Raw genomic sequence first — 25,635 nt, 5'->3', positions numbered from 1 at the left:
CACCCAGGTGTCGGTGCCTTCCAACTTTCCGCACCAAATGGAATTGGTCTGTAACAAGGCCTTTGACCACGAATTCGAATAAGAACTGACCGCTGTCCCAGGATTTGTCGAGCGTCTGACGCGCGACGGGCGGCCCTTATTCAATCCAAAGAAAATGCCAACCCTTGGCAGGGTGAAGTGTTGGCGATCAAAACCCAACTGCATTGCGCAAGCTGCTTTAGAGGTCGTGAGATGAGTAAAAACAGGTACCCCAGATTACTAGGCCTAGTGCCGCTGCTCGGCACGTTGTTGCTGGGAGGCTGCAACATGACCTTGCTCAATCCAACGGGCCAGGTCGGCCTGGAACAGCGCAACCTGATCATCACCGCTACGCTGCTGATGCTGTTGGTCGTTGTGCCGGTCATCGTCATGACCTTCCTGTTCGCCTGGAAGTACCGCGCCTCCAACAAGAACGCCGTCTACACCCCGAAATGGTCGCACTCGACCAAAATCGAAGTGGCAGTCTGGACCATTCCGGTCCTGATCATCATTGCCCTGGGTTACATCACCTACAAGTCGACCCACTCGCTGGATCCGTATCGTCCGATCGAATCCGACGTCAAGCCTGTGACCATCGAAGTGGTCGCGCTGGACTGGAAGTGGCTGTTCATCTACCCGGAACAAGGCATCGCCACGGTCAACAAGATCGTATTCCCGGCGCACACCCCGGTTAACTTCCGGATCACTTCGGATGCGGTGATGAACTCGTTCTTCATCCCGGGCCTGGGCGGCCAGATCTATGCGATGGCGGGCATGACCACCAAGCTGCACCTGATCGCTGACCGCAACGCTGAAATGGACGGTATCTCCGCCAACTACAGCGGCGCTGGTTTCACCGGTATGAAATTCAAAGCGATCGCAACTTCTCAGGAAGATTTCGACGCCTGGGTAAGTGAAGTCAAAAAGGCACCTAAACAGCTTGAAGCCGCTGAATACGCAGCCCTTGCCAAGCCAAGCCAGAACAATCCAGTCGAGCTCTACTCCTCGGTCACGCCGAACCTGTTCCAGACCATCGTCGACAAGTACGAAGGCATGAAACCGGGCAAGCCGCTGAAGCACGAGAAGAAAGAGAAAGAAGTGGCGGCAACGGATATGGACTCGAATTCGCATTCAGCTGCCGGGGCAGAGGAGTAAACGATGTTTGGTAAATTAAGTTGGGAAGCGATCCCTTTCCACGAGCCGATCGTGATGGTCACCATCTCGATGATCGCGCTCGGTGGTCTGGCGTTGTTCGCTGCAATCACCTACTTCAAGAAGTGGACTTACTTGTGGACCGAGTGGCTGACGTCGGTCGACCACAAGAAAATCGGCGTGATGTACATCATCGTTGCCATGGTCATGCTGCTGCGTGGCTTTGCCGACGCCATCATGATGCGTACCCAGCTGGCCATGGCCACCGAGGGTTCGCCTGGCTACCTGCCACCTGAACACTATGACCAGATCTTCACCGCTCACGGTGTGATCATGATCATCTTCATGGCGATGCCATTCTTCACCGGCCTGATGAACCTTGCAGTGCCGCTGCAGATCGGCGCCCGTGACGTTGCGTTCCCGTTCCTGAACTCCCTGAGCTTCTGGCTGCTGGTGTCCGGCGTCGTGCTGATCAACCTGTCCCTGGGCGTCGGCGAATTCGCCAAGACCGGCTGGGTTGCCTATCCACCGCTGTCGGGTCTGCAATACAGCCCTGGCGTGGGGATGGACTACTACATCTGGGCGCTACAGCTATCGGGTCTGGGTACAACGTTAACCGGGGTCAACTTCCTCGCGACCGTGCTGAAAATGCGTACCCCTGGCATGAAACTGATGGACATGCCGATCTTCACCTGGACCTGCACCTGGGCAAACGTTCTGATCGTGGCTTCGTTCCCGATCCTGACCGCTACCCTGGCACTGCTGACCCTTGACCGTTACATGGATTTCCACATTTTCACCAATGAACTTGGTGGCAATCCAATGATGTACGTCAACCTGTTCTGGGCATGGGGCCACCCTGAGGTTTACATCCTGATCCTGCCGGCATTCGGCATTTTCTCGGAAGTCATCTCGGCCTTCACCGGCAAGAAACTGTTCGGCCATCACTCGATGATCTACGCTTCGGGCGCGATCTCGGTACTGGGCTTCATGGTTTGGCTGCACCACTTCTTCACCATGGGGTCGGGTGCCAGCGTCAACGCCTTCTTCGGTCTGGCGACGATGCTGATTTCCATCCCGACGGGTGTGAAACTGTTCAACTGGCTGTTCACCATCTACCAGGGCCGTCTGCGCTTCACCAGCCAGGTTCTGTGGACCCTGGGCTTCATGGTGACCTTCGCCATCGGCGGCATGACCGGCGTACTGCTGGCCATCCCGGGTGCTGACTTCGTTCTGCACAACAGCCTGTTCGTGATCGCGCACTTCCACAACGTGATCATCGGCGGCGCGGTATTCGGCTACATCGCAGGCTTCGGCTTCTACTTCCCGAAAGCGTTCGGCTTCAAGCTGCACGAAGGCTGGGGTAAAGCAGCGTTCTGGTTCTGGATCTCGGGCTTCTTCGTTGCGTTCATGCCGCTCTACGCTCTGGGCTTCATGGGCATGACCCGTCGTCTGAACGCCACCACCAACCCTGAGTGGGTACCGTACCTGTACGTTGCCATGTTCGGTGCGATCCTGATCGCTGTGGGTATCGCCTGCCAGCTGATCCAGCTGTATGTATCGGTACGTGACCGCAACAAACCGGAAAACATGTGCGAACACGGTGACCCGTGGAATGCCCATACCCTGGAATGGTCGACCTCGTCGCCACCTCCGTTCTACAACTTCGCTGTACTGCCAAAGGCTGACTGCATCGACCCGTTCACCGAAGCCAAGGAAAACGGTACTGCGTACCAGGCTCCGGCCAAGTACGAACCGATCCACATGCCGAACAACACCGCCACTGGCGTGGTGATGGGCGCACTGCTGACCGTGTTCGGTTTCGCGATGATCTGGCACATCTGGTGGTTGGCGATCGCCAGCCTGGCCGGCACTGTCATCTACTTCGTGATCCACGCTGCACGTGACGACCAGGGCTACATGGTTCCGGTTGAAACGATCGAGCGCATCGAAGCCGAGCAGCACAAGCGTCTGGTAGCGGCCGGGAAGATCCCTGCTTCCGCGACCCGTGTTGAAACCAAGTTGGAACAGGCTTAAACAATGTCGAACTTAGTGACCAATGCTGGACACGCCCATGGCCATGACCATGGGCACGATGACCATCACCACGACTCGGGCGAGATGACCGTATACGGTTTCTGGCTCTACCTGATGACCGACTGCATTCTGTTTGCGTCGATCTTCGCGGTGTACGCGGTACTGGTAAACAACGTCGCCGGTGGCCCGTCGGGCCACGACATCTTCGAACTGCCATACGTGCTGGGCGAAACCGCTCTGCTGCTGTTCAGCTCGATCACCTACGGCTTCGCCATGCTGGCGTTGTACAAAGGTAAAAAGCAGCAGGTTCTGGGCTGGTTGTTCATGACCTTCCTGCTCGGCGCAGGCTTCATCGCCATGGAGATCAACGAGTTCCACCTGCTGATCTCCGAGGGCTTCGGTCCTAGCCGTTCGGGCTTCCTGTCGGCGTTCTTCACCCTGGTCGGTACCCACGGTCTGCACGTGTCTGCGGGTCTGATCTGGATGGGCATCATGATGTACCAGGTCAACAAGCACGGCCTGACGGCGACCAACAAGACCCGTCTGAGCTGCCTGAGCCTGTTCTGGCACTTCCTGGACGTGGTGTGGATCTGCGTATTCACCGTTGTTTACCTGATGGGGACCCTGTAATGGCTAATGCACACTCCCATGACAGCCATGATGCTGGCCACGGCAGCGTAAAGTCGTACGCCATCGGCTTCATCCTGTCGGTGATCCTGACCGTCATCCCGTTCGGCCTGGTGATGTTCCCGACCCTGCCGAAGTCCACCACGCTGGCAATCGTCCTGCTGTTCGCAGTCATCCAGGTGATCGTTCACCTGTATTACTTCCTGCACCTGGACCGTTCCATTGCCCAGCGTAACAACGTGATTGCGTTCGTCTTTACGGCCATCGTGATCGTGCTGCTGGTCGGTCTGTCGTTGTGGATCATGTTCAGCATCCACACCTACATGATGGCGAAGTGAGGTAAACCCGATGTCGCTCAAGCACTTTATCCAAATCACCAAACCGGGGATCATTTTCGGTAACGTGCTTTCTGTGGCAGGCGGGTTCTTCCTGGCCTCGAAAGGGCATGTCGATCTGGCGGTGTTCCTGGCCGCCATGATCGGCACTTCCCTGGTTGTGGCCTCCGGTTGCGTGTTCAACAACTGCATCGACCGCGACATCGACCTGAAGATGGAACGCACCAAGAACCGGGTGCTGGTCCAGGGCCTGATCTCCCTGAAACTGGCCCTGGTCTATGCGACCGTCCTGGGTGTCGCCGGCGTTGCGTTGCTGTACAAGGTGGCCAACCCGTTGGCTGCCCTGTTCGCCGTGATCGGCTTCATCATCTACGTCGGCTTCTACAGCCTGTACCTCAAGCGCAAGTCGGTTCACGGCACGCTGGTGGGCAGTCTGTCGGGCGCCATGCCGCCGGTGATCGGTTACGTGGCCGTGACCAACAGTTTCGACATGGCCGCGCTGACCCTGCTGGTAATGTTCAGCCTGTGGCAGATGCCGCATTCCTACGCTATCGCGATCTTCCGCTTCAACGATTACCTGGCCGCGTCGATTCCGGTGCTGCCAGTGAAGCGCGGGATCCAGGTAGCCAAGAAGCACATCCTGCTCTACATCCTGGCGTTCCTCGTGGCGACCCTGATGCTGACCTTCAGCGGCTACGCCGGCATGAGCTACCTCGCCGTCGCCGCGGCCATGGGCATGTACTGGCTGTACATGGCCTGGACCGGCTACAAGGCGGTGGATGACACGGTCTGGGCACGCAAGCTGTTCGTGTTCTCGATCTTCACCATCACCGCGTTGAGCGTCATGATGTCCCTGGACTTCAAGGTGCCGACCGAGCTGCTGCTGACGTACGCACCGTAAGGTTCGAACGTTGTACGAAAAACCCCGTTCATCGAGAGATGAGCGGGGTTTTTTATTGATCGTTATTTCTCGTCGAGCAAGCGCAGGAACCGTTCACGCACTTGCACGTGATCACTGTGTGCGACGTTGAAGCGCAGATAGTTGTCGGCATCCGCCGCTTTGCTCAGCAGGGTGCCCGGTGCCAGCACCAGATCATTTTCCAGACCCCGGCGGGCGAGCGTTTCGGCATGTTTGCCCTCGGGCAGACGCGTCCAGATGAACAGACCCTCCCCCGGTAGCGATGACACCGAACAACCCGCTTCGACCAGCCAGCCGGCGACCCGGCTGTTGGATTCATAAAGGCGATCTACCGTGCGCCGCGTGTGTCTGGCGTAGCTGCCATCGCTGAGCATGGTGCAGGTAATCTGCTCGGCCAGTTCGGAGGTGACGCCGCCGCAGGCCATTTTCAGCGCAATCATCCGTGCAGCGAGTGGTGCTGACAGCACCGCATAACTGACCCGGCTGTTGGCGGTCAGGGTTTTCGAGAAACCGGAAACGTAACTGACGTTGTCCAGTCCGCTCGCCGCCAGTCGCGGGGTGCGGCGCTGCTGGATATCGCAGTACAAATCGTCCTCGACCAGGTGGAAGCCATAACGATGGCTCAACTCCAGCAAACGATAGACCTGTGCCGGGGAGAAGGAGTGACCGGTCGGGTTGTGCAGGGTGCTGTTGGTCATGTACAGCACCGGTCGATGGGCGATCAGCAGTTGTTCGAAGGCTTCCAGATCCATGCCGTCGCAATCGCGGGCAATGGTAATGACCCTGGCGCCGTGCAATGCCAGATTGGCGTGCATGTTGAAGTAACAGGGATCATCGAGCAGTACCGTATCGCCGGGTTTGATCAGCAGGCGCATCAGCAGGTCAATCGCCTGCATGGTATTGGCCGTCGTGATGATCTGCTCCACCGGCGCCTCGATGCCGAAGCTCGCCAGTTTTACCCGCAATGCCTGACGCAAGGGCAGGTAGCCGCCGGCAACGCCGTATTCACCCATACGCAGGGTGGTGGCGCGCAAAGTACCGCGTACGGCCTTGAGCAGTTCTTCGGCAGGCAGCCAGGACGAGGGCAGGAAACCGCAGCCCGGGCGCAATGCGCCGTTGTCCAGCAACAAGGCGCGGCGAACGACGCTGAGAGTGTCCTGGGGCAGCAGATCAGGGCCGCGACTGCCGGGCTGCGAACTGCTCGAACGGTGCACGTAGTGCCCGGAGCCTTGACGCGACACAACCTGGCCCTTGGCCCGCAAGCGGTCAAGGGCATCGACCACCGTGGATTTGCCGACATTCATCAGCTCTGAAAGCTCACGAATCGGGGGCAATCGGGCACCGTGTGGCAGAGCGCCGCTGCTGATTGCGCGGGACAACTGATCGACGATCTGTTGCACCAGTGGTGCACCCGGCTGGAATTCGATCGCGGCGATCACGGCGCGTTGAACCTGCATTTTACTGGTCTCCCCAGCAGTAAACTTCGTTGGATTCTATACGAACTTGCTCTGACCGAAAGTGACCTGCGTCTCTACCATCGCCTGACAGACTTTCCGACGTTTGCTGGTCAGGGGCTTTCAATGAGTATTGAAACAACGGTTGCAGTCGCCAAACCGGTCATTAACGTGCGGTTGTTCGTGATCCGCATGATCACCGCTGTCTCGCTGTTCGCGGTGCTGGGCAAGGCCAATGTCTGGCTCGATACCGCCACCAACAGCATTCTGGCACTGGGCTATCGCGCCCTGCTGCTGTTGCTGCCGCTGACCTTGCTGATTCTGGGACGGCGCTCGCTGAGCGTGACGCTGCTGTGCGCCGGTCTCGGGCTGGTGCTGCTGGCACTGACCAGTCAACAAGGTGTGGTGATGTTTGCCGCAGCGCTGTTCGCCTACGGAATCGCCATTGCCGGCTATCTGATCAAGAGTGAAGCGGCGCAGACCAAAGAAGGTGCGGCCTATAACCGGGTGGCGATGAACATGGGCAGTCTGGTGGCAGGGCTGATCCTGCTCTCGCCGCTGCTGACCCCGACGACGTTTTTCCTGGGGGCGGCCGCATTCGTGTTGCTGTGCCTGCCGATTGCCTTCGGTGCCACGTTCACCACCGCGCCAGGCGTCGCACCTGCGGTGACGCATGAGGGCAGCGGCTGGCGCAACAAGCTGCCTTGGGTGGTCGCTGGGATCATCATGGGTATCAAGTTGTTCGGGGTATTTTCGATCCTGCCGCAAGCCATCCTGCTTGAGACCGGTGAGCTGCCAGCCTGGTACGGCCTGATGCTGATCCTGAACAGTGCGGTGGTGGTGTTTGCACAGATGCCCGTGATGAAGCTGATCGAGCGCACCGGGCGCTTCAAGGTGCTGACCGTGATCGCGATCATCGCCGGTGGCTTTGCCGTGCTTTCCTCGCCCGCGCTGTTCCATGTCGAAACACTGCTCGGAGCCCTTGTCTGGGTGGCGCTGCTGTCGGTGGCCGAGTGCGCGTTCAGCTACCTCGACTACTTCTCGGTCAAGCAGAACAACATGTTCGTCAAGGAAGTCTCGCTGGGTGTCGGCGCAGGCCTCACGGTACTGGTCATGCGTGTGGTACCGGCGCCGTTCAACGCGGTATTGCTGGCGCTGATCGGAGCCGGCGGGATTCTGGCCTGGTATTGGATGGTTCGCCGGTCCAACGCCGCGCTGCACGAATGATTCACGGAACGCAGGAGGGGTTATGAGTACGACGTCTTGTCTGGTGGTGGTCGGTTACAACGGCAACCGGATCAACGATATCCAGAAACTGCGCGATCTGAGCCATCGTCTGTACAACGCGCGACTGGTGCTTCTGGTCGAGCAGATACACAAGGATGATCACCGGGTTGCCGATCACGTCTGCACCACGTCCTTTGCCGAAAAAGACTTGTCCGATTCCGTGGAACTGGTGAGCGGCTGCCTCAGTGCAGATCGCTGGAAGTTGCTCGGTGTGCTGCCGTTTTCCGATCGCGGCGTCTTGCTCGGCGCTGCACTGGCGCAGCGATTCGGATTGCCCGGCATTACCGCAGCACAGGCGCGGGCGGGACTCGATAAACAGATTTTTCGTGGCCTCGAAGCCGCCGCCGATGCTGCTCCGGCAGACTATCGCCCGGTTGCCTCGACTCGTATTGAAAACCTCGCGCAACTGCGTGAGCGGGTCGTCTCGCTGGGCGGCAAGGCGTTCATCAAACCCGCCTGTGAAGGTGCGAGCCGTGGTTGCCGGGTGATCCATCATCCATCCGAGTGTGAGGAGGCATGGCAGGCCCTCAAACCCTATCGCGATGGCGGGATCGTTCTCGAAGAACTGATCGAGGGCGCACGTGAATACAGCTGGGACAACGTCGCCGGGAGCACCTGGATCACCGAGAAAACGACCACCGAAGGTGCTTATCGTGCCGAGATCCAGCAAGTGGTACCCGCGCCGCTGGCGAATCAGTTGCACACGCGCCTGATCGCTGCCGGAAAGCACATGGCGGATCTGGTGTCGACCGACAACGGTGCCTGGCACAACGAGGTGTTCCTGCGTCGCGATGGTTTCAGTTCGGCGGTGGAAACCAACATGCGCCCCGGCGGCATGCACATCTGGGATCTGGCGCGTCATGCCTTCAGTGATTTCGATCCGTGGGAGCGTTGGGTGCGCTGGGCCGTCGAAGGTCAGGTTGCCCCTCATGCGCCAGTGGCCCGTGGTCATTGCGCAATCCGCCTGTTGCGCGCGCCGCGCGACGGCATCCTGCGCTCGATGCCGGATATCCATGCACTGGCCCGCAGCCTCGGGATCGAGCTGATCGAGGCGGTGTATGCCCGCAAGGTCGGCGACTCTGTGACGGCGCAGGTGAAGGACAACACTGCCTTCATCGGTCACATCATTTTGTTCAACAGTGACTACACACAACTCAGTGACGACTTGCAGCGACTGGCCGAAGCCGTCGAGGTGCAGGTTGAGGTCACGGCGCTGGCAATGGCGGGTTGAAACGCATTTTTCGTAGTAATGAGTCAGAGGGTGACGCTGTGGAGAAAGAGACGTGTGATGAGCGCTTCATCAGACTGGCCCGGGAATTGGGCTATGACATCTATGGTGAAAACGCTGCCGGAGGCCATTACGTACCGCTCGTGCGTCATCAGGATGAGCTGTATGTAAGCGGTATGGTGCCGCGCATGAATGGCAAGATTCAGTATCCCGGGCGTGTCGGCGTTGAACTGGATATGAGCCAGGCCCAGGCGGCAGCGAGTATCAGTGCCATGCGTTGCCTGGCCCTGATCGTTGATGCGATTGGCTCACTGGACAAAATCAAGTCGCTGGTGAAAGTGACGGTCTACGTCAAGTCCACGGCGGACTTTGTCGACCTGAGCGAAGTTGCCAATGGCGCCTCCGATGTCTTCAGTCATGTACTCGGCGATTCAGGTAAACATACACGGACAACCGTGGGCGTTTATCAACTTCCAAAGAATGCGGCGATTGAAGTGGACATGATCGTAGCATTGCGTCCAACCGCGTTATAAGTTGTGTCGTCGCAACTTTACAGTGGCGTTGCTCTGAACTAATGTGGCGCGACTTTTAGGGATGGAAGGCAGGAGTTGATGAACGATATCCGTGGCGATTTTTTTTCTTACAAAGACTTTAGAAGAAGTCTTCATCATCAAATGCTCAGTCCGAAAGTCTGGACCCGCACGCAACTGACGAACGAGCGCCAGGCCCTGGCGAGTGAGGATGTGGATATCGTGGCGCTCACATCGGCAGCGGATACGGCTGGTTGCGAGGTGGCACCCGGCATGGCCATGGCGATGCAATGGCTGAACCCTGGCGTCCAGTTGAAGGGGCATGCCCATGCCTGGTGGCACCTGTTCATCATTCAGTCCGGCCGCGGTTACCTGACCCTCGGCGATGCCGCGCCAGTGGCCGTTGGACCGGGCGATGTGTTGCTGGTGCCTGCCTGGAACACCCACGGCTTCGACAATGTCGAGGGGGAGGAACCCCTGGCGATGCTGAATCTGAGTAACATGCCGCAGATGGCATTGTTGTCCAACTTTGCCGACAGTCACGGGCTGATCACCACCCCGGCCTGATACCGGATTGCAATTGCGAGGGAGCCAATGGCTCCCTTTTTTTTGTCTGGAGTTTGAGCCTTTGCGCGCGTTTTCTGTATCGATGCAAACAAGGCATTTCTGTATCTATTCAGCCTCCTGGCAACTAATTAGGATTGGTTGCAAGACGTTCGATATTAACGAAGCGCCCGCTTTTAGTGGTGCGATCGAGCGCGTTTATATAGGGGAGCGCATGCGTGAATAGTTCAAGATTGAAGTTGTATATCGGTGCGGATTTCATCAGCGCGTTTGCGATGTCGGCCTTTGTCGGGCTCAAGGAAAAACAACTTTCCTTTGAACTTGTGAGTGTTGATCTGAAGTCGGGAGAGAACTACCAGTCGGCTTACCGAGATCTTTCGCTGACCTGCAAGATTCCCACACTGGTTCATGAAAACTTCGCCCTGTCGGAATCGTCCGCCATCGTCGAATACCTCGACGAGATCGCCCCCGGCCATCCGAAGCTGCTGCCACAGAACATCCACCATCGTGCCCGGGCCCGACAGCTGCAAGCCTGGCTGCGCAGTGATTTGCTGGTCATCCGCAAGGAGCGTCCGGCAGACCTCATCTACTTCGGACCGCGTGATACGCCATTGTCCCCCGACGCCCGGAGCGCTGTGCAACGCCTCTTGTTCGTTGCCCAGACTTTGCTGAAGACAGGGAGCGAGTACCTGTTTGACGAATGGTGCATCGCTGATATCGACCTGGCGATCATGCTCAACCGGCTGCTGGCCAATGGTGATCCGTTGCCCGAGCGGCTTGCCGAATACGTACGCCGCCAATGGCAGCGTGACAGCGTGCAAGCGTGGCTGGATCAGCCGCGCGTCGCACCGCTGCAAGCCTGATCATCGCGCCCAGGAGTATCGCCATGCAGGGATTCGAACAAGGACCGTCGCAATTTGAACGCTACAAACCCTACAACTCACGCAGCATTCGCGACACGTCGTACTGGCAAAGGCTGACGCCGGCGTTGCAGGAAGCCATGGACGTGGTGGCGCGGGTCATGCCGTTTCGCACCAACGACTATGTGCTGGGCACGCTGATCGATTGGGACAACATTCCCGACGACCCGATCTTTCGCATGACCTTTCCGCATCGAGACATGCTGCTGGCTCACGAATACGACACGTTGAAACGGTTGATCGAGCAGGATGATTCCATCGCGATCAAGCGCTGCATCGAAGGGATCTGGCGGCGAATGAATCCGCATCCTGCGGGACAGCTGACACACAATGGCGCCAGCCTCGACGGAAAAATCCTGCCGGGCATTCAGCACAAGTACCGCGAGACGGTTCTGTTTTTCCCCGGCGCCGGTCAGACGTGTCACGCCTACTGCACGTTCTGTTTCCGCTGGGCGCAGTTCATCGGTGAAGAAGAACTCAAGTTCAACGCCCGGGAATCCCAGGAGCTGGTGAATTATCTGACGCTGCACACCGAGGTCACCGATGTGCTGATCACGGGTGGCGATCCGATGATCATGAATACCCGCTCACTGGCGTCCTACATCGAACCGCTGCTGGAACTGGCGCATCTGAAGAGCATCCGCATCGGCACCAAATCGGTGGCGTACTGGCCGCAGCGGTTCGTCAGCGACAAGGACGCGCCGCAGTTGCTGGCACTGTTCGAGCGGATTGTGGCCGCCGGCAAGAACCTGTCGATCATGGGGCACTACAACCATCCGGTGGAAATCCGTCAGGACATCGCCCGACAGGCTGTGGCGAATATTCGAGCAAGCGGCGCAACCCTGCGCATGCAGGCTCCAGTGATCCGCCATATCAATGAAGCGCCGGCGGACTGGGCGGCACTGTGGACGGAGGGCGTGCGGTTGGGGGCGATTCCCTACTACATGTTCGTCGAACGCGATACCGGGCCGAGCCACTACTTCGCAATGCCGCTGGCCCGGGCGTTCGAGATCTTTCAGGCAGCCTATCGCACGGTCTCGGGTCTGGCGCGCACTGTGCGTGGGCCATCGATGAGCACGTTTTACGGCAAGGTCCTGATCAACGGAATCGAAACCGTCGCCGGGGAAAAGGTCTTCGTGTTGCAGTTTCTCCAGGCCCGCAACCCGCAGTGGGTGCTGCGCACGTTTTATGCCGCATTCGATCCCCACGCCACGTGGTTTGACGAGCTGAGACCGGCGTTCGGCGAGCGGAGTTTTTTCTTTCAGACCGAAGCGGCGATCACGCCTGAATTGATACCGGTGCTGCTGCAAACCGCTTAGGACGATTGATTGTCAAAGGGAGAAGAAGGGACATGAGCGCAATTCCATTTGATCAGCGCGAAGGCGTGATCTGGCTTGACGGCGAGTTCGTCGAGTGGTCGCAGGCACGGTTGCATGTGCTCAGTCACGGGCTGCATTACGCCAGCACCGTGTATGAAGGCGAGAGAGTCTATGGGGGAAAAGTATTCAAGCTGCGTGAGCACACAGAGCGTTTGTATCGCTCGGCGCAATGGATGGATTTCACGATTCCCTTTACGCCGCAGGCACTGGAAGACGCCAGTCATGAGTTGCTGCGGCGCAACTCGGTCATCGACGGCTATCTGCGTCCGGTGGCGTGGCGCGGCAGCGAGATGATTTCCACGTCCGCACGTTTCAACCGGATCCATGTGGCGATTGCCTGTTGGCAATGGCCGAGCTATTTCGATCCGGCGGCACGCATGGCTGGCATCCGTTTGAAGACTGCACTGTGGCGTCGGCCGCCACCGGACACCAGCCCGTTCCAGGCCAAGGCGTCCGGGCACTATCAGATCGCGACATTGAGCAAGCACGATGCAGAGAACAGCGGTTATCACGATGCACTGATGCTTGACTGGCGTGGGCATGTTGCGGAGGCGACCAGCGCCAACGTGTTCTTCGTCAAAGGCCGGACGCTGTACACGCCAACGGCCGATTGTTTCCTCAATGGCATCACTCGCCAGACCGTGATCGAACTGGCGCGGGCATTGGATTATCAGGTCATCGAACGAACGATCGTGCCCTCGGAGCTGGGCGAGTTCGATGAGTGTTTTCTCACCGGCACCGCCGCTGAAATTACCCCCGTGCAAAGCATCGACCAACAACGCTTCGAACCTGGCGCCGCATGCCGCGAACTGATTGCGGCCTACACCTCAACCGTTAACGCCTGAACCGGAAAAAGGACTGCCACCATGTCAGACCAAGGATTTGCTGTGCCCGCCACTCACGCTTCGCTGGACCTTCGTCAAGAAGAGTTGGCCATACGCGGCTGGACGGTGCTCACCCCCAACGAATTTGCGCACGATGTCGAGGGCGTTTTGCAGGCGTTCGGCCCGATCATTCCGCAGTTCAACGGGCAAACGGCGTTCGCCATCACCCGCAAGCCGGGTTATGAGGACCTGCCTTATTCGCAAAGCATGAATGGCATCGGCCCGCACACCGAGGCGCCGGTCTATGGTCCGCCGCCGCGCTACCTCGCGCTGCATTGTCTGCGCCAGGCCACTTGTGGTGGCGGGCATACGGGGCTGGTGGATGGTCTCGAGTTTCTCCAATCACTGGAGCAGGACGACCCAGAGTTGCGCGAGTGGATTCACGATACTCCGGTGGAGTTTGTCGCCACCGCCAAGCCCGGTGAGCCAGGGCAGCGCCGTGTGCTGGAGTACATCCTCACGCCGGCCGAGAAGGGCGACGTCTTTCGTTTCAGCTACAACCAGTTTAATTACGGCGATGTGAACCCTTCGAAACAAGCACTGGAGCAATCACAGATCGCCAACAGCGATAGCCCGCTGGCCCGTTTTGCCCGTTTGGGCGAGGCGTACTTTCTTGAACACAACACCCCGGTGCTTATCCCTGACGGGCACATGCTGATCTGGGACAACTGGCGAATGATCCATGCTCGCAGCCGCTACAGCGATCCGGCGCGACACCTTGTTCGCTACTGGCTGGGTTGAGTTTTGCGACTTTCTTAATTTCATTGACGTACCTGGCAACAGGTACGCGTCCTACAGGTATCGCGTCATGGAAACTGCAATCGAGATCGTCTCTGTCGATCATCAACTGGTGATCCGTCTGAATCAGGCCTGGAGCAAACGGGCTACGGTGTGTTCGCCGGCAAAGGCGGATGTCAGCGAGGCGTTCGACCCGACCCGTGCTGATTACCCCGAGCGGCTGGTGCCGTTCTTCCATCACCCGGCGTTTCAGGCGCTCAGTGAAGAACTCAAGAGCAGCGTGCTCACCTGGGGGTGGATTGGCTATAACCTGCGCACCGTCACTGCCGAAGAACTGGTGGTAAACCCGGCATTGAGCGTCATTGCCAACCAGTACCTCGGTCCGGACGACTGGCATTTTCGCGAGGCCATGCAGCAGGCACTGATCGACGAGCACTACCACACGCTGATGCACCTGCGCGCTGTGGAGCGTACCCGCGCCGAACGCAAACTGGGGGCGATGCTTGACCTGCCTCCGTCGGTCACGTATCTGCGGCTGAAGGCCTTGCAACAGGAACTGAGTGAGCCCTGGCAGCGGGACATGGCTGCAATCACGTTTGCTGTCGTGGCAGAAATCAGCGTCAACGCCTTCCTCGACCTGCTGGCGGATGACCAAAGCATCCAGCCGCAGAATCGACTCGTCGCCGAACTGCACAATCGGGATGAATATGCCCACAGCAAGGTGCTGGCCGAAGTGGCCAAGGTCATGTACGCCAACATGCAGCCGGAACAGCGAGCGTTTTTCACCCGCACCCTGTCCCAGGCATTGAGCGCATTCGTGGCCCAGGACTACTCGATGTGGGAGGCGATTCTGAGTCAGCTCGGTGTTGAGCAAGCCAGGCAGATCATCGACGAAACCCGTGAAAGCAATCGCAACGCCACCATCATGCGCGACTACAGCGGATTGCATCGTCTGGCCGAAGATCTGGGAATCGGCGCGCAGATCGATTTTGATTTCCGCCCGACGCTCAAATCCGAAGCGGCAGCCTGAATCGGGAGGTGAACATGTCTGTTCCTGAGTACGAAGTTTTTGCCATCCGTGTCGGGGCCAATGCACAACGCACAGCCCGCGAGAGCTTTCTTTACGACGCCTGTTGCGGTGACCCGAATGCGCCAATGCCGCTGGACTATTACTTCTGGGTCATTCGCAATGCCGAGCACGTGGTCGTGGTCGATACTTGCTTCCAGCCTGCCACGGCGGGCCGGCGTGATCGTCAGATGTATCGCCGGCCAGAAAACTCCCTGCGGCAACTGGATATCGATCCTGCGCAAGTCAAACAATTGATCCTGACGCATCTGCATTGGGATCATGCCGGCAACATCGGTTTGTTTGCCAATGCGACAGTGCATTTGCAGGAAGCTGAACTGCGTTTCTGCACCGGGCCGAAAATGACCCATCGCACCCTCAACAAAACCTACGAGGTCGAGGACGTCATGTCGGCCCTGCCGCCATTGTTCGAAGGGCGCTTGCGTTTGCACAACGGCAGTGTCGAAGTGTTGCCGGGCATCACCCTGCATCCGGTCGGCGGTCACACACCCGGCAGCCAGGTGGTGCGGGTGTTCACCGAGCGCGGCTGGATCGTACTGGCCTCCGACGCCGCCCACCTGTGGGCCAACATCCGCCAGCGCAGTCCGTTTCCGATTCTCGATGATCTGGCGCGCACGCTTGAGGCGTTCGATCGGATCGATGAATTGGCGGACGGTGAAGACCATGTCATTCCCGGTCACGATCCATTGATCGCCGAGCGTTTCGTTCACTGGAACGGTGATCCGCACATCATTTGTCTGCACCTGCCGCCGTTGTCCGCTGGCTAGTACTGGTTCTCCAGCAGTCGTCCAAGGGTTTTCACCGCGTCCTCGATACGCGGTGAAAACGGCGCGCCGCAACCGATACGCACACAGTGACCGAAGCGCTTGGCGTTGGAAAAGATGTCACCTGGCGTGATCTGGATACCGAGTTTCAGCGCGTCGTGAAACAACCTCATGGCCGACAACTCCCGCGGCAGTTCCACCCACAGCAACGTGCCGCCCTGAGGTGACGTGACCCGAGTACCGGCGGGGAAATGACGCAGGATCGCGCTGCTCATTTGCTGGCGTTGCCCGGTGAGTGTCTTGCGCAAACGACGCAGATAACGTTCGTAGGAGGGCGTTTTCATCAAGGCGCTGACCGCCAGTTGAGACAATGCCTCGCAACCACGCGACTGCGTATGTTTGAGCATCTCTACACGTTCATGCCAGCGCCCGGCGCTTATCCAGCCCAGGCGAATGCCCGGTGCCAGGGTTTTGTTCAGTGAGGCGCAATAAATCAGGTTGTCGTTACGATCCCAGTGCTTGAGGGTCGACAACGGTTGCTCGGTATCCACCAGATCGCCATAGGTGTCGTCTTCGATCAGTACGGTGCCGTGTTTATCACACAACTCGACCAGCCGCGCCTTGTGGGCGTCGGGCATGATGCTGCCCAACGGATTCTGCAGGTTGGGGATGACGATCAGCGCGCGGATCGGTTTTGCTCCTGCGAGCAATTGTTCGAGGACGTCGAGGTTCAGGCCGGTGTCGCTGGTTGTCGGCACTTCGAGCACCCGCAGATTGAGGCTCTCAAGGATTTGCAGCAGTCCATAGAAGGTCGGAGATTCCACTGCCACGATATCGCCGGGTTGAGTGACTGCGCGCAACGCAAGATTGATCGCCTCGGTTGCACCGTTGGTGATGACGATGCGCTCGGCCGGCAGATTGGCCTTGCTGGCCAAGGCGCGGCGCGCCAGGACCTGACGCAGCAGCGTGTTGCCACAGGCAGAACCCGGAGCACCGAGCAGGTGTTGATCCAGGCGCAGGGACTTGGTCATGTGGGCCTGCAGGATCTTCAGTGGATACAGTTCGGGCGCGCAGTAGGCACTGGCGAAATTGACTTTGATCGACAGACCCTGGCTGGCCTTGAGCACCGACGACACCTGTTCATGAATGCCGACGTACACGTCGGTGCTCACAGGTGACGGGGCTGCAATGGCTGGCGATTTGGGCAATTTGTCGGGCTGACGGATGAAGTTGCCCGAACGTGGACGGGCTTCCAGCACGCCCTGGTGTTCCAGTTCGCGGCACACCTGCACTGCCGTGGAGAGGCTGACGGCATGTTTTTCCATCATCAGTCGGATCGAGGGCAACCGTTCGCCTGCCTTGAGGGTGCCGCTGCGAATGGCATCGAGATAGTGATTGGCGAGTTGCCGATAGAGGGGTGGGGTATTCATGAGAGCCTCAGCAAACGCACCACTCGTCGTTGGCTGGAAAATGATTCGATGCTCCCTGCAGGCGGATCCGTGGTGCTCAAGGGTTGAGAAAAATGGAGGTGTCCGGCGTAAAAGGCATCGGGTGGGCTGTCGCGGCCGTCCGGCGCCTGTGACTTTCAGGGACCGGCATTGAGTGCCGCAGATACTGGCACTTTGCAAATGGTCTGGTGGAGGGGGGCCTGGCAGGGCTTGAGAGATGCAATCGACGGGGTGGGTGCAACCGCCGAAAGTATCGGGTTGTACTTATGTTTGTTTTGAATCGAAACAGTGCAACCGAAGGCAGTTTCTTTTTGCCTGGCCAGGGAAAATCAACGCGACTAATAAGTCATTATGGGTCTGAGTGTTGTTGCACGTCCTTTGTAACAACAAGGTGACTTTGTCTAACTTCGCGCACTAAAAGAGTGCGTGTTTTTTTCATTCAGAGATAGATGACAAAATTATTAAAAGACATTGCCCAGTATTGTTTTTTACGATAGCGTGTCCGTCAAGCAGGAAGCTTGCACAGTGAAGGATCATAATGAGCAACACCCTCTCTACGAAAAAACTGACGATCCTTATATGGATCATCAATCTTTGCGCCATCTGTGCATCGACGCTCAGTTATATCTACCTTTCTTATTACACTTATAAAGAAACCGGTAGCCTGCTGTATTCTCAAATCGTGTTGTTTTCGCCGATGGTGTTGCCGGTTCTGTTCGTCGGGCAGATTTATCGGCTCTCTGATCGCGTCTCCCCACGCGCCCTGTTGCTGTTATCCAATGCCGTGGCGTTGCTGGTCGCCATCCTGGTGTATTCGGTGTTGCCGACGTTTGCGTTGATTGCCGTCGTCGGCGGTATTGCGATAGGGGCACTGGATGCTTTGCAGCGGGTAGGGCGGATCGTTGCGATCAAGTGCTATTTCAATTCGCAGAACGTGGAGTCGACAGTGCCGCTGACTCTCACGGCGCAGTTCATCGCCGGCGGGATTGCCGGTGCCGCCATGGCGTTGGTCAAGGGTGAAATGATGCCCTGGCACGCCTTGCTGATTACCGCCACGCTGTTTGCCTGCGCAGCTATCGCGGCGTTTCTGCTGCCACGGGCCGAGCGCTCGGTCAGTACCGGGGTGCCAGCGTCCACGGCGCTGATCGCGACTTTTTCGGCGCTCATGAAAAGCACACCGCAGCTGCGCCACAGTTTCATCAGCTTCATCGTTTTCGTGAGCGTCTATCAGGGTTTCTTCAACGTTTCCCGGATTTTGCTGCCTGCCCACGTGCTGGGTTTGTCGGAAGGTTATGTCGGGCTGTTGCAAGCGGTGAACAGCATCGCTGCCCTGGTCGGAGCCATCGTTTATTACAGGCTGAACAAGCGTGGGCATCGGCTGGCGCCGTTGTCGATGGCGTGTGCCAGTGCATTGTTCATGATGACTGCCGCTTTCGGTGGCGGGTTCTCTTCAAGTTACGTGGCGTACTTTTTCTACATCTTTTTCTTTGAACTGGCATTTTTCAAACTGCAGTCGGATGTGGTATTGGCGACGCCCGGTCATGCCATGCCATTAGTCGCATCGGTTCAGTACGCGGGTGTCTATGCAGGGATGATAGTTACTATCTTTCTCGGAACATTATTGGTTGAGCAGGTCGGGCTGTTTATCACCAGTATTGTTTTCGTTGTTACTTACTTGCTCGCTATAAAGTTATTGTCGTTCGGTACAAGAGCCGCCGAGCAAGTCGTTTAATCAAATCAAATAAGACAAGGAAGTCATGAGTCATGCGCATTATTGTGCCGGTGTTTCCGTTCGTCCGTTTTCTCGACCTCGCTAACTGGGTGACAACAATAAATATATTGTTGTCCTTCGCTGCGGTCGTGACCGCCTACCGGGGAAGTCTGTCCTGGGCCGCGAGCATCATATGCCTGGCGGCCATTCTGGATTTCGTTGATGGTCACATCGCCAGAACCTGGCTGGCCGCTGATGCTCCCCGTCGTGCCTTCGGTAAACACCTGGACAGCTTTGCCGACCTGTTGAACTTCAGCGTTGCGCCGGCGCTGATCCTGATTCTGCTGTCGCCTTCCTTGCCCGGTGTGTCGGCCGCTGCTGCGCTGGTGCTATCGGGTGTTCTGCGCCTGGCGGTGTTCGCCATCAACGACCCGAATGCCCCGGTCGGTTATCGCGGATTGCCAACCACTTATTCCGGCCTGCTGTTCGCGCTCGCGTTCCAGGCTGTCGCCGCTGGCAAGGCTTCGGAACACAGCGTTCTGTGGCTGACCTTTCTGATTGCCGTATTGCAAGTCACCAGCCTGAAACTGCCGAAATTCAAGGCGGTTCCTACGGTGACGTTCATCGCGGTGGTGTTTTCTCTGAGCAGTTTTCTCCTGCACAACGCATAACTACATGGAGCGTTCCTTATGAAACACGTTGTTTTGGTCGACAGCACGGTCAGTGGCCTGCTGGCCTTTGAAGCGGCCAAGCGTCTGGGTTGTTACGTGACCTTCATTCACCAGCGCGACATGTCGTTCCTGACCATCTCGGTCAAGGGTGATCAATCGAAGATCGAACCGTACCTCAAGCATGTCGATGAATACATTCGGGTCGGATCGCTGGAAGGTAGCGAATTCCACGACCTGCTGGTCAAGCTCAACGAAGCCCGCAAGATCGATGCGCTGATCACCACATCTGAAGCCGCCATTGTGGCGGTGGCCAGAGAGTCGGAGTGGCTGGGTACCCGTTATCCAAGCCACGAGCATCTGTGCGGTGCGGTCTATAAAAGTCGTCTGCGCGAAACGCTGCGAGCCAATAATGTTCGCTCACCTGATTTCCAGGTACTCACTGAAAGCCAGCTGGCTGAAGGTGTCGCGCCACGACTGGCACTGCCGTTCGTGGTCAAGCCTACCCGTGGTTTCTCCAAGCAGTTTTCCGCGATCTGTTTTACTCGGCAGGATTTCGACGGTTTCGTCGAGAACATCCGCCAGGCCCGTTCCGAATCGGACCCGATGATCGATGGACTGGTCAGCCGTGAATACCTGATCGAGGAATACGTCAAAGGCACGCTGCATTCGGCCGAAGTGATCGTGCAAAAGGGCGTGGTGTCGTGCTATGCGACGACCATCCGTTTCCGCGCCGAGTACAACGAAATCCTCGAAATGACCGCGACCATGCCGTCGGGTCTGGACAATGCCGCGCGTGATGAAATCAAGGCATACGTACAGGATGTTTTCAGTGCGCTGAAACTCGACATCGGTCTGTATCACGTCGAGCTGCTGCGTGACGAAAAAGGTCCGTGCCTGGTGGAAATCAATGCCCGCATGATGGGCAGCGTTGCTCCGCAGATGTACCGGATGCTGACCGGTATCGATCCCTTCGAAATGCTCATTCGCCTGCACCTGGGCGAGACCATCAAGATCGACGATTCGCTGATCGAAACCGCCGGCACCGTGGTGACGGTCGCTTCGCGTCATGGCGGCAGCATTTGCGAAAGCTACGACCCAAGTCTGTTGCAGCCGCTTCTGGACAAGTACGCCATCGAGTTCTGCACGGCGCACGTGGTTCCTGGCCAGCAGGTGAGTGTCTACAGCGGCAACATCGGCACTATCGGCCATGTGATCGTGCTCGACAGCTGTCCTTATGCCGCAGCGAAAAAAGGCAATGAGTTCCTGGCCGAACTGTCGCTGTTGTACGGCAACGAACTGGCGAAATACACCGGCCCCGAGTTGTTGTAAATCGTCGTTGTACCCGGCTCCCGGTGGCCGTCACGGCTCACAACGGAATGTAATGACCTCTCTCAATGGAAGACGACATGCAGTCGATGACTTTAGTCAGTCCCTTCGAGTTTTCCGGTAAGGCCGGAACACTGGAAAGCCTTGCCCCGTTTCTGCAGAACGGTCGTGTGCTGCCTCTGCACCGGTTCACTGTGGGAAACTGGCGCAATAAACCCCAGGCGATTCTGGATTACTGTGTCAGGCGCTTCGGTGATCAGCCTTTGATCGTGCGTTCGAGCAGTCTGACCGAAGATCAGGATGGCACCTCGGGCGCCGGGATGTACGACTCGGTCGGTAATGTCTGCGGCGCGCCAGCGCTGCAGCAGGCCATCGAGCAAGTGATTGCTTCTTATGGGCAGGCGCGTGACTTCGATGAAGTGCTGATTCAAAGCATGGCGACCGGGGTGCTGGCTTCGGGCGTGGCGATGACCCGCGATCCGGAATCCGGCCTGCCGTATTACGTGGTCGACTATGTGCCCGGTCACGGAACCGATGGCGTGACGGCCGGCACCGGCACCGTTCATTCATTTGTTGCGATCAAGTCCCAGACCGCTGCAGAACCGGCAGCGCTCAAGGGGCTGTTTGCCTTGCTGGCCGAAGTCGAACAACTCACCGAACGCGATGCGCTGGACATCGAGTTCGCCATTACCGAAGACGGGCCGCTGCTGTTTCAAGTGCGACCGATGACCGGACAAGGCATCGACAACATCGATGCGCGGGCGGACATCGGGTTACAGGCGGTACTCGACTCGGAAGTGGTGCTACTCGAAGGACTGGCCCGCAAGACCCGTCAGCCCGAACTCGGCGTGCATGCCTTTCTGGGGCTGATGCCGGACTGGAACCCGGCCGAGATGATTGGGGTCAAGCCACGTCCCTTGGCCTACTCGCTGTACAAGGAACTGATCACCGACGTGAACTGGGCATCGGCCCGGTTCCGCTATGGCTACCGTGACATGCGCAACAAGCCGCTGATGTATCAGTTCAGCGGCTCACCCTATATCTGCATTCCCTACAGCGTGGAGTCGTTCATCCCTGCGAGTTTGCCGCTGTCGATCGTCAACTCGGTGGTCACCCAATGTTGTGAACATCTGGGGGCGCATCAGTCGTTGCACGACAAGATCGAGTTCTCGATCATTCCCACCTGTTTCACACCGCAACTGGCTGCGATGCCCGCCGAGTCGATCCCGGCCTTCAAGGGGCTCAATGCCGGGCAGCGCGCACTCTATCTGGCCGAACTGAAAAGCGTCACCGAACATATCATCAGTGCCGATGGCCCGTTCTTTTCGGATCTGACGCGACTGCCGCGGATCGAACAGAAGGTAGAGCGCCTGGATCGCGACCCTGAAAACGTCGACCCGTTGCATCGTCTGCGTCACGCACTCGCCGATGCAAAGGTCGTGGGCGAAGTGTTTTCCGGGGTCGCCCGGGCAGCGTTCGTGGCGACAGCGGTGATCAAGTCGCTGGAAAACCAGCAGCGCATCCCGGCGGGCTTCACCGACTGGATGATCGGTGGCGTGCACACGGTCGGGCGCAAGATGGCCGACGACTTCCGCATCCTGCACAAAGAAGCGTTCCTGCGCCTGCATGGTCATGTGCGGCCTGGCACTTATGACGTGCGTGTGGCGCGTTATGACGAAAGTCCGCAAGCGTATTTCGACTGGAGCACGCCGCCGCAACGGGCCCAGCGTGACGAAGGGCCAAGGGTGATCAGTGGCGAGATCCGCCTGGCGGTGCAGCAGGCGTTCGACGAGTGCCGGTTCCGGGTGTCGGCGGAGCAGTTTTTCAAGTTCCTCGATGCCGCCGTGGCAGCGCGCGAGAAGGTCAAATACTTGTATGGCGGGTTCGTGTCCCAGGCGCTCAAGGCGCTGGCAGGCTGGGGGCGCGAGCATGAATTGAGTCTCGATGAACTGAGCTTCGCCAGGCTTGGCGATTTTGTCGGCAACCTGGAAGAGGTGCGACTGGACTCGATTCGCGACAAGATCGCCAGTAACCGCACGCGTTGGCAACAGACGCAGAACATTCGTACCCCGGTGATCGTCTGCAAACCGCAGGATTTGCTGGCTCACGCCATCGAATCGTGCAACCCCAACTTCATCACCCGCAGTTCGACGCAGGCGCCGGTCGCGGTGTTGCGTGCGGAAGACATCGGCAAACGCGATATCGAGGGCTGCATTGTCCTGATCGAAAACGCCGATCCCGGATTCGACTGGATTTTCACCCACCGCATCGCCGGCTTCATCACCGCTTACGGTGGGGAAAACTCGCACATGTCGATCCGCGCCAGGGAGTTTGCGATTCCCGCCGCCATCGGCGTCGGTGACGTGAAGTTTCGCAGCCTGCTGAACAGCAAACGGTTGATCCTCGATTGCGCCGAGCGGCGGATTCAGGTGCTGTCGTGACGTTGATCGCGGTGACCATGCTGCGCCTGTTCGATACCGCGCGCCAGGAGTGGCGCGATGCGATCGACCAGCGCTGGACGGCGTTTCTGACGCAATGCGCAGTGCTGCCGTTGTACCTGCCGAACGATCCCGCCGTCAGTCGGCAATTGCTGGAGCGATTCGAGCCTGACGGGGTGCTGCTGACCGGAGGTGGAAGCTGTCAGGCTCTGACCGGCAGCGCCGATCTGCGCGATGAGACTGAAGCGCTGCTGCTGGATTGGGCGCAACGACGGCGATTGCCGGTGCTGGGGGTGTGTCGCGGCATGCAGGTCATGCTCACGCGGGCTGGCGCCGCACTTGCACCGGTCACAGATCATGTCGGCAGTCACGACATCCGGTATCGCGGTGCGCCCCGACGTGTCAATTCGTTCCACGACTACGGGTTCCGTTCCGTTCCGTTGGGCTATGAAATCGAGGCCGAGAGCGCCGATGGCGTGATTGAAGCGGTCAGCCATCCGGACGCCCGCCACAGCGCGGTGATGTGGCATCCCGAGCGCAATTCCCCCTTTGACAGTGCCGACCTTTCGCTGGTCCGCCAGGTTTTTGGAGTTTCACCATGAAGGCAATCATTCTTGCGGCAGGGCGCGGCAGCCGACTGGGATCGCTGACCGATCAACGGCCCAAGGCGCTGGTCGAGTTTAATGCGATCCCGTTGATCGAGCGCACGGTCAACACGTTGCGCGCCGGCGGTATCAGCGAAATCGGCATTGTCGCCGGTTATCGCAGCGACATGCTTGCCGCCTATGCTGATCGGCTGTTCATCAACCCGTTGTGGAGTACCACCGGTATTCGCCAGTCCTTGAGTGCGGCGCAAGCGTGGCTCGACGACGAACCGTGTGTGGTGAGTTATGGCGACATTTTCTACTCGCCGGCTCTGGTGCGTGATCTGACGCAAGCGCAGGGCGATATCGTTCTGGGCTATGACCCACGCGCAGTCGAGCTCTGGCAGCAACGCTTCGAGCAGCCGCTGGACGATATGGAGCGCTTTGTCATCGATAACGGACAGATCTGCGAGATCGGCCATCGCGCGCAGTCGCTGGAGCAGATTCAGGGGCAGTACATGGGCTTGTTCAAGCTGACCCCGGCGGGCTGGCGCGGATTGAATGAACAATTGGCGGATCTGAGTACCGAACAGCGCGATCAGGTGGACATGACCTCGTTGTTTTCTCTGGCAATCGAAGCGGGTATCCGGGTTCAGGGAGTGCCGACCCATGAACCCTGGGGCGAAATCGATTGCCCGTCGGATGTGCGATTGTACGAGCGGATTTATCCACAGCTCTGACGATTGCCCGTCGTAAAAACCAAAAGCCCCACGCTGCCGGACAGCGTGGGGCTTTTTTTTTGCGGTCGCCGTGTTACTGGGCAGCGATGCTGTAACCGTCGAACGCGGTCTGCTGTTGCAGGGCCGTGATGATGTTCTTGCGGTTGATCGCGTGTTCGGTGCCGGCGTTGTCGACGAAGGTCTCGCCTTCGATTTCTGCTTCTTCGCCTTCCCCGACGAAGGTGAAACCGAGGAACTCCAGCGCTTCACGATCCACGCTCAGGCGCGAACGCGGCGTGCGCAGGGGCAGGGTCACGCTGATGCCGTCCTTGCGGATGCTGAACACTTCGACATCTTTCTTGGCACGGGCAGCCTTGCTTTTGCCGCCGCCCGGGTTGCTGATGGCCTGATGGGTCTGGTTCAGCACCTTGAGAGCCAGGCCGTAGACGATTTCCTGGAACGCCGGGTCGTCCTTGAAGCTGGACAGGATGCGGCTGATCGGGAACTTGCTGCTCAGGTCTTCGAGCGCCGCAATGTCGGCTGCCTCGGCGTCCTTCAGGCGCTTGAGCTGGCCCATCAGCTCGTAGGCCTGATCGTCATCGAAGCGATCGTGAGCCTGACGGATCGCGGCGCGCAGTTCGCGGATCTGCTCGCTCTCGCGGGTCGACTGGAACGCGTCGAGCACCATCTCGCTGATGATCTTCGCTTGTGGAATGTGTTGTGAAAGATTGATGGAGTTTTCGTATTCCGCTTTGGACGACAGGGTGACTACGGATTCAGCGGTGTTGAAATCGGACATTGAAATTTCACTACTT

24 protein-coding genes are annotated in these 25,635 nt (G+C 58.4%); 21 read left to right on the top strand and 3 right to left on the bottom strand.

The features are described from left to right. Positions 1–231: 231 nt before the first annotated feature. The 5 genes from cyoA to cyoE are packed head-to-tail and all read left to right on the top strand — an operon-like array spanning position 232 to position 5,070. Positions 232–1,173, top strand: a complete 942-nt coding sequence (gene cyoA, locus ACSPX5_RS18375) for a ubiquinol oxidase subunit II (RefSeq protein ID WP_011335843.1) — start codon at positions 232–234, stop codon at positions 1,171–1,173. A 3-nt stretch (positions 1,174–1,176) separates the two neighbouring features. Beyond that, positions 1,177–3,207 carry a cytochrome o ubiquinol oxidase subunit I gene (cyoB, locus tag ACSPX5_RS18370; RefSeq protein WP_169431836.1) on the top strand — a complete coding sequence of 677 codons (2,031 nt, stop codon included), beginning with the start codon at positions 1,177–1,179 and terminating at the stop codon, positions 3,205–3,207. A 3-nt stretch (positions 3,208–3,210) separates the two neighbouring features. Further along, a complete protein-coding gene (locus ACSPX5_RS18365; RefSeq protein WP_007956720.1) occupies positions 3,211–3,837 on the top strand; it encodes a cytochrome o ubiquinol oxidase subunit III in 627 nt (208 codons plus the stop codon). Beyond that, positions 3,837–4,172: a cytochrome o ubiquinol oxidase subunit IV gene (gene cyoD / locus ACSPX5_RS18360; RefSeq protein WP_007956718.1), complete on the top strand. Its 336-nt coding sequence runs from the start codon at positions 3,837–3,839 to the stop codon at positions 4,170–4,172. Before ACSPX5_RS18365 ends, cyoD begins: the two co-directional genes overlap by 1 nt. A 10-nt stretch (positions 4,173–4,182) precedes the next feature. Next, complete coding sequence (cyoE, locus tag ACSPX5_RS18355; RefSeq protein WP_085668163.1) at positions 4,183–5,070, top strand: heme o synthase; 888 nt, start codon at positions 4,183–4,185, stop codon at positions 5,068–5,070. A 62-nt stretch (positions 5,071–5,132) separates the two neighbouring features. On the opposite strand, the gene ACSPX5_RS18350 is transcribed toward cyoE, so the two are convergent. After that, positions 5,133–6,545 (bottom strand): PLP-dependent aminotransferase family protein, encoded by a 1,413-nt coding sequence (locus ACSPX5_RS18350; protein WP_169431834.1) that lies wholly within the window; start codon positions 6,543–6,545, stop codon positions 5,133–5,135. A 123-nt stretch (positions 6,546–6,668) separates the two neighbouring features. Between ACSPX5_RS18350 and ACSPX5_RS18345 the strand changes: the two genes are divergently transcribed. The 10 genes from ACSPX5_RS18345 (at position 6,669) to ACSPX5_RS18300 (ending at position 15,926) form a co-directional block, all read left to right on the top strand. Beyond that, entirely contained in the window at positions 6,669–7,769 is a 1,101-nt protein-coding gene (locus ACSPX5_RS18345; protein WP_323161706.1) for a hypothetical protein, read from the top strand. 22 nt (positions 7,770–7,791) lie between these two features. After that, positions 7,792–9,060, top strand: a complete 1,269-nt coding sequence (locus ACSPX5_RS18340) for a biotin carboxylase (protein ID WP_323161707.1) — start codon at positions 7,792–7,794, stop codon at positions 9,058–9,060. 5 nt (positions 9,061–9,065) lie between these two features. Further along, the gene (locus tag ACSPX5_RS18335) at positions 9,066–9,590 is read left to right on the top strand and encodes a RidA family protein (RefSeq protein WP_439822043.1); all 525 of its coding nucleotides are present in this window, start codon (positions 9,066–9,068) and stop codon (positions 9,588–9,590) included. A gap of 78 nt (positions 9,591–9,668) precedes the next feature. Further along, positions 9,669–10,154 (top strand): cupin domain-containing protein, encoded by a 486-nt coding sequence (locus ACSPX5_RS18330; protein WP_439820047.1) that lies wholly within the window; start codon positions 9,669–9,671, stop codon positions 10,152–10,154. A 215-nt stretch (positions 10,155–10,369) separates the two neighbouring features. Then, complete coding sequence (gene yfcF, locus ACSPX5_RS18325; protein ID WP_439820046.1) at positions 10,370–11,014, top strand: glutathione transferase; 645 nt, start codon at positions 10,370–10,372, stop codon at positions 11,012–11,014. A gap of 23 nt (positions 11,015–11,037) precedes the next feature. Further along, positions 11,038–12,390, top strand: a complete 1,353-nt coding sequence (locus ACSPX5_RS18320) for a KamA family radical SAM protein (protein ID WP_439820045.1) — start codon at positions 11,038–11,040, stop codon at positions 12,388–12,390. A gap of 32 nt (positions 12,391–12,422) precedes the next feature. After that, positions 12,423–13,295 carry a branched-chain amino acid aminotransferase gene (locus tag ACSPX5_RS18315; RefSeq protein ID WP_439820044.1) on the top strand — a complete coding sequence of 291 codons (873 nt, stop codon included), beginning with the start codon at positions 12,423–12,425 and terminating at the stop codon, positions 13,293–13,295. Between the two features lie 21 nt (positions 13,296–13,316). Continuing rightward, complete coding sequence (locus tag ACSPX5_RS18310) at positions 13,317–14,075, top strand: TauD/TfdA family dioxygenase (protein WP_439820043.1); 759 nt, start codon at positions 13,317–13,319, stop codon at positions 14,073–14,075. Positions 14,076–14,142: 67 nt separating this feature from the next. Further along, the gene (locus ACSPX5_RS18305; RefSeq protein ID WP_323161713.1) at positions 14,143–15,102 is read left to right on the top strand and encodes a diiron oxygenase; all 960 of its coding nucleotides are present in this window, start codon (positions 14,143–14,145) and stop codon (positions 15,100–15,102) included. A 14-nt stretch (positions 15,103–15,116) separates the two neighbouring features. Beyond that, positions 15,117–15,926, top strand: coding sequence for an N-acyl homoserine lactonase family protein (locus ACSPX5_RS18300; RefSeq protein ID WP_439820042.1), 810 nt, complete (start codon positions 15,117–15,119; stop codon positions 15,924–15,926). Here ACSPX5_RS18300 and ACSPX5_RS18295 read toward each other — a convergent pair. Then, complete coding sequence (locus ACSPX5_RS18295) at positions 15,923–17,353, bottom strand: PLP-dependent aminotransferase family protein (RefSeq protein WP_169431823.1); 1,431 nt, start codon at positions 17,351–17,353, stop codon at positions 15,923–15,925. The two genes, ACSPX5_RS18300 and ACSPX5_RS18295, sit on opposite strands and share 4 nt — an antisense overlap. A gap of 556 nt (positions 17,354–17,909) precedes the next feature. On the opposite strand from ACSPX5_RS18295, the gene ACSPX5_RS18290 reads away from it, so the two are divergent. From ACSPX5_RS18290 to ACSPX5_RS18265, 6 genes are all read left to right on the top strand, one after another. Beyond that, entirely contained in the window at positions 17,910–19,103 is a 1,194-nt protein-coding gene (locus tag ACSPX5_RS18290) for an MFS transporter (RefSeq protein ID WP_439820041.1), read from the top strand. Positions 19,104–19,135: 32 nt separating this feature from the next. Further along, positions 19,136–19,753, top strand: coding sequence for a CDP-alcohol phosphatidyltransferase family protein (locus ACSPX5_RS18285; protein ID WP_169431821.1), 618 nt, complete (start codon positions 19,136–19,138; stop codon positions 19,751–19,753). 18 nt (positions 19,754–19,771) lie between these two features. After that, positions 19,772–21,082: an ATP-grasp domain-containing protein gene (locus ACSPX5_RS18280; RefSeq protein WP_169431820.1), complete on the top strand. Its 1,311-nt coding sequence runs from the start codon at positions 19,772–19,774 to the stop codon at positions 21,080–21,082. Positions 21,083–21,159: 77 nt separating this feature from the next. Beyond that, positions 21,160–23,520 carry a PEP/pyruvate-binding domain-containing protein gene (locus ACSPX5_RS18275; protein WP_439820040.1) on the top strand — a complete coding sequence of 787 codons (2,361 nt, stop codon included), beginning with the start codon at positions 21,160–21,162 and terminating at the stop codon, positions 23,518–23,520. Beyond that, positions 23,517–24,119, top strand: a complete 603-nt coding sequence (locus ACSPX5_RS18270) for a gamma-glutamyl-gamma-aminobutyrate hydrolase family protein (RefSeq protein ID WP_439820039.1) — start codon at positions 23,517–23,519, stop codon at positions 24,117–24,119. Before ACSPX5_RS18275 ends, ACSPX5_RS18270 begins: the two co-directional genes overlap by 4 nt. Next, positions 24,116–24,841 carry an NTP transferase domain-containing protein gene (locus ACSPX5_RS18265; protein ID WP_439820038.1) on the top strand — a complete coding sequence of 242 codons (726 nt, stop codon included), beginning with the start codon at positions 24,116–24,118 and terminating at the stop codon, positions 24,839–24,841. Before ACSPX5_RS18270 ends, ACSPX5_RS18265 begins: the two co-directional genes overlap by 4 nt. 73 nt (positions 24,842–24,914) lie before the next feature. On the opposite strand, the gene ACSPX5_RS18260 is transcribed toward ACSPX5_RS18265, so the two are convergent. After that, positions 24,915–25,619, bottom strand: coding sequence for a hypothetical protein (locus ACSPX5_RS18260; protein ID WP_439820037.1), 705 nt, complete (start codon positions 25,617–25,619; stop codon positions 24,915–24,917). Positions 25,620–25,635: the final 16 nt, after the last annotated feature.

Origin of the sequence: Pseudomonas sp. HLG18, assembly GCF_051903985.1 — a bacterium.
In the GTDB taxonomy this organism is placed as follows: Bacteria; Pseudomonadota; Gammaproteobacteria; order Pseudomonadales; family Pseudomonadaceae; genus Aquipseudomonas; species Aquipseudomonas fluorescens_BT.
This window is presented reverse-complemented; position numbering and strand designations above follow the sequence as displayed.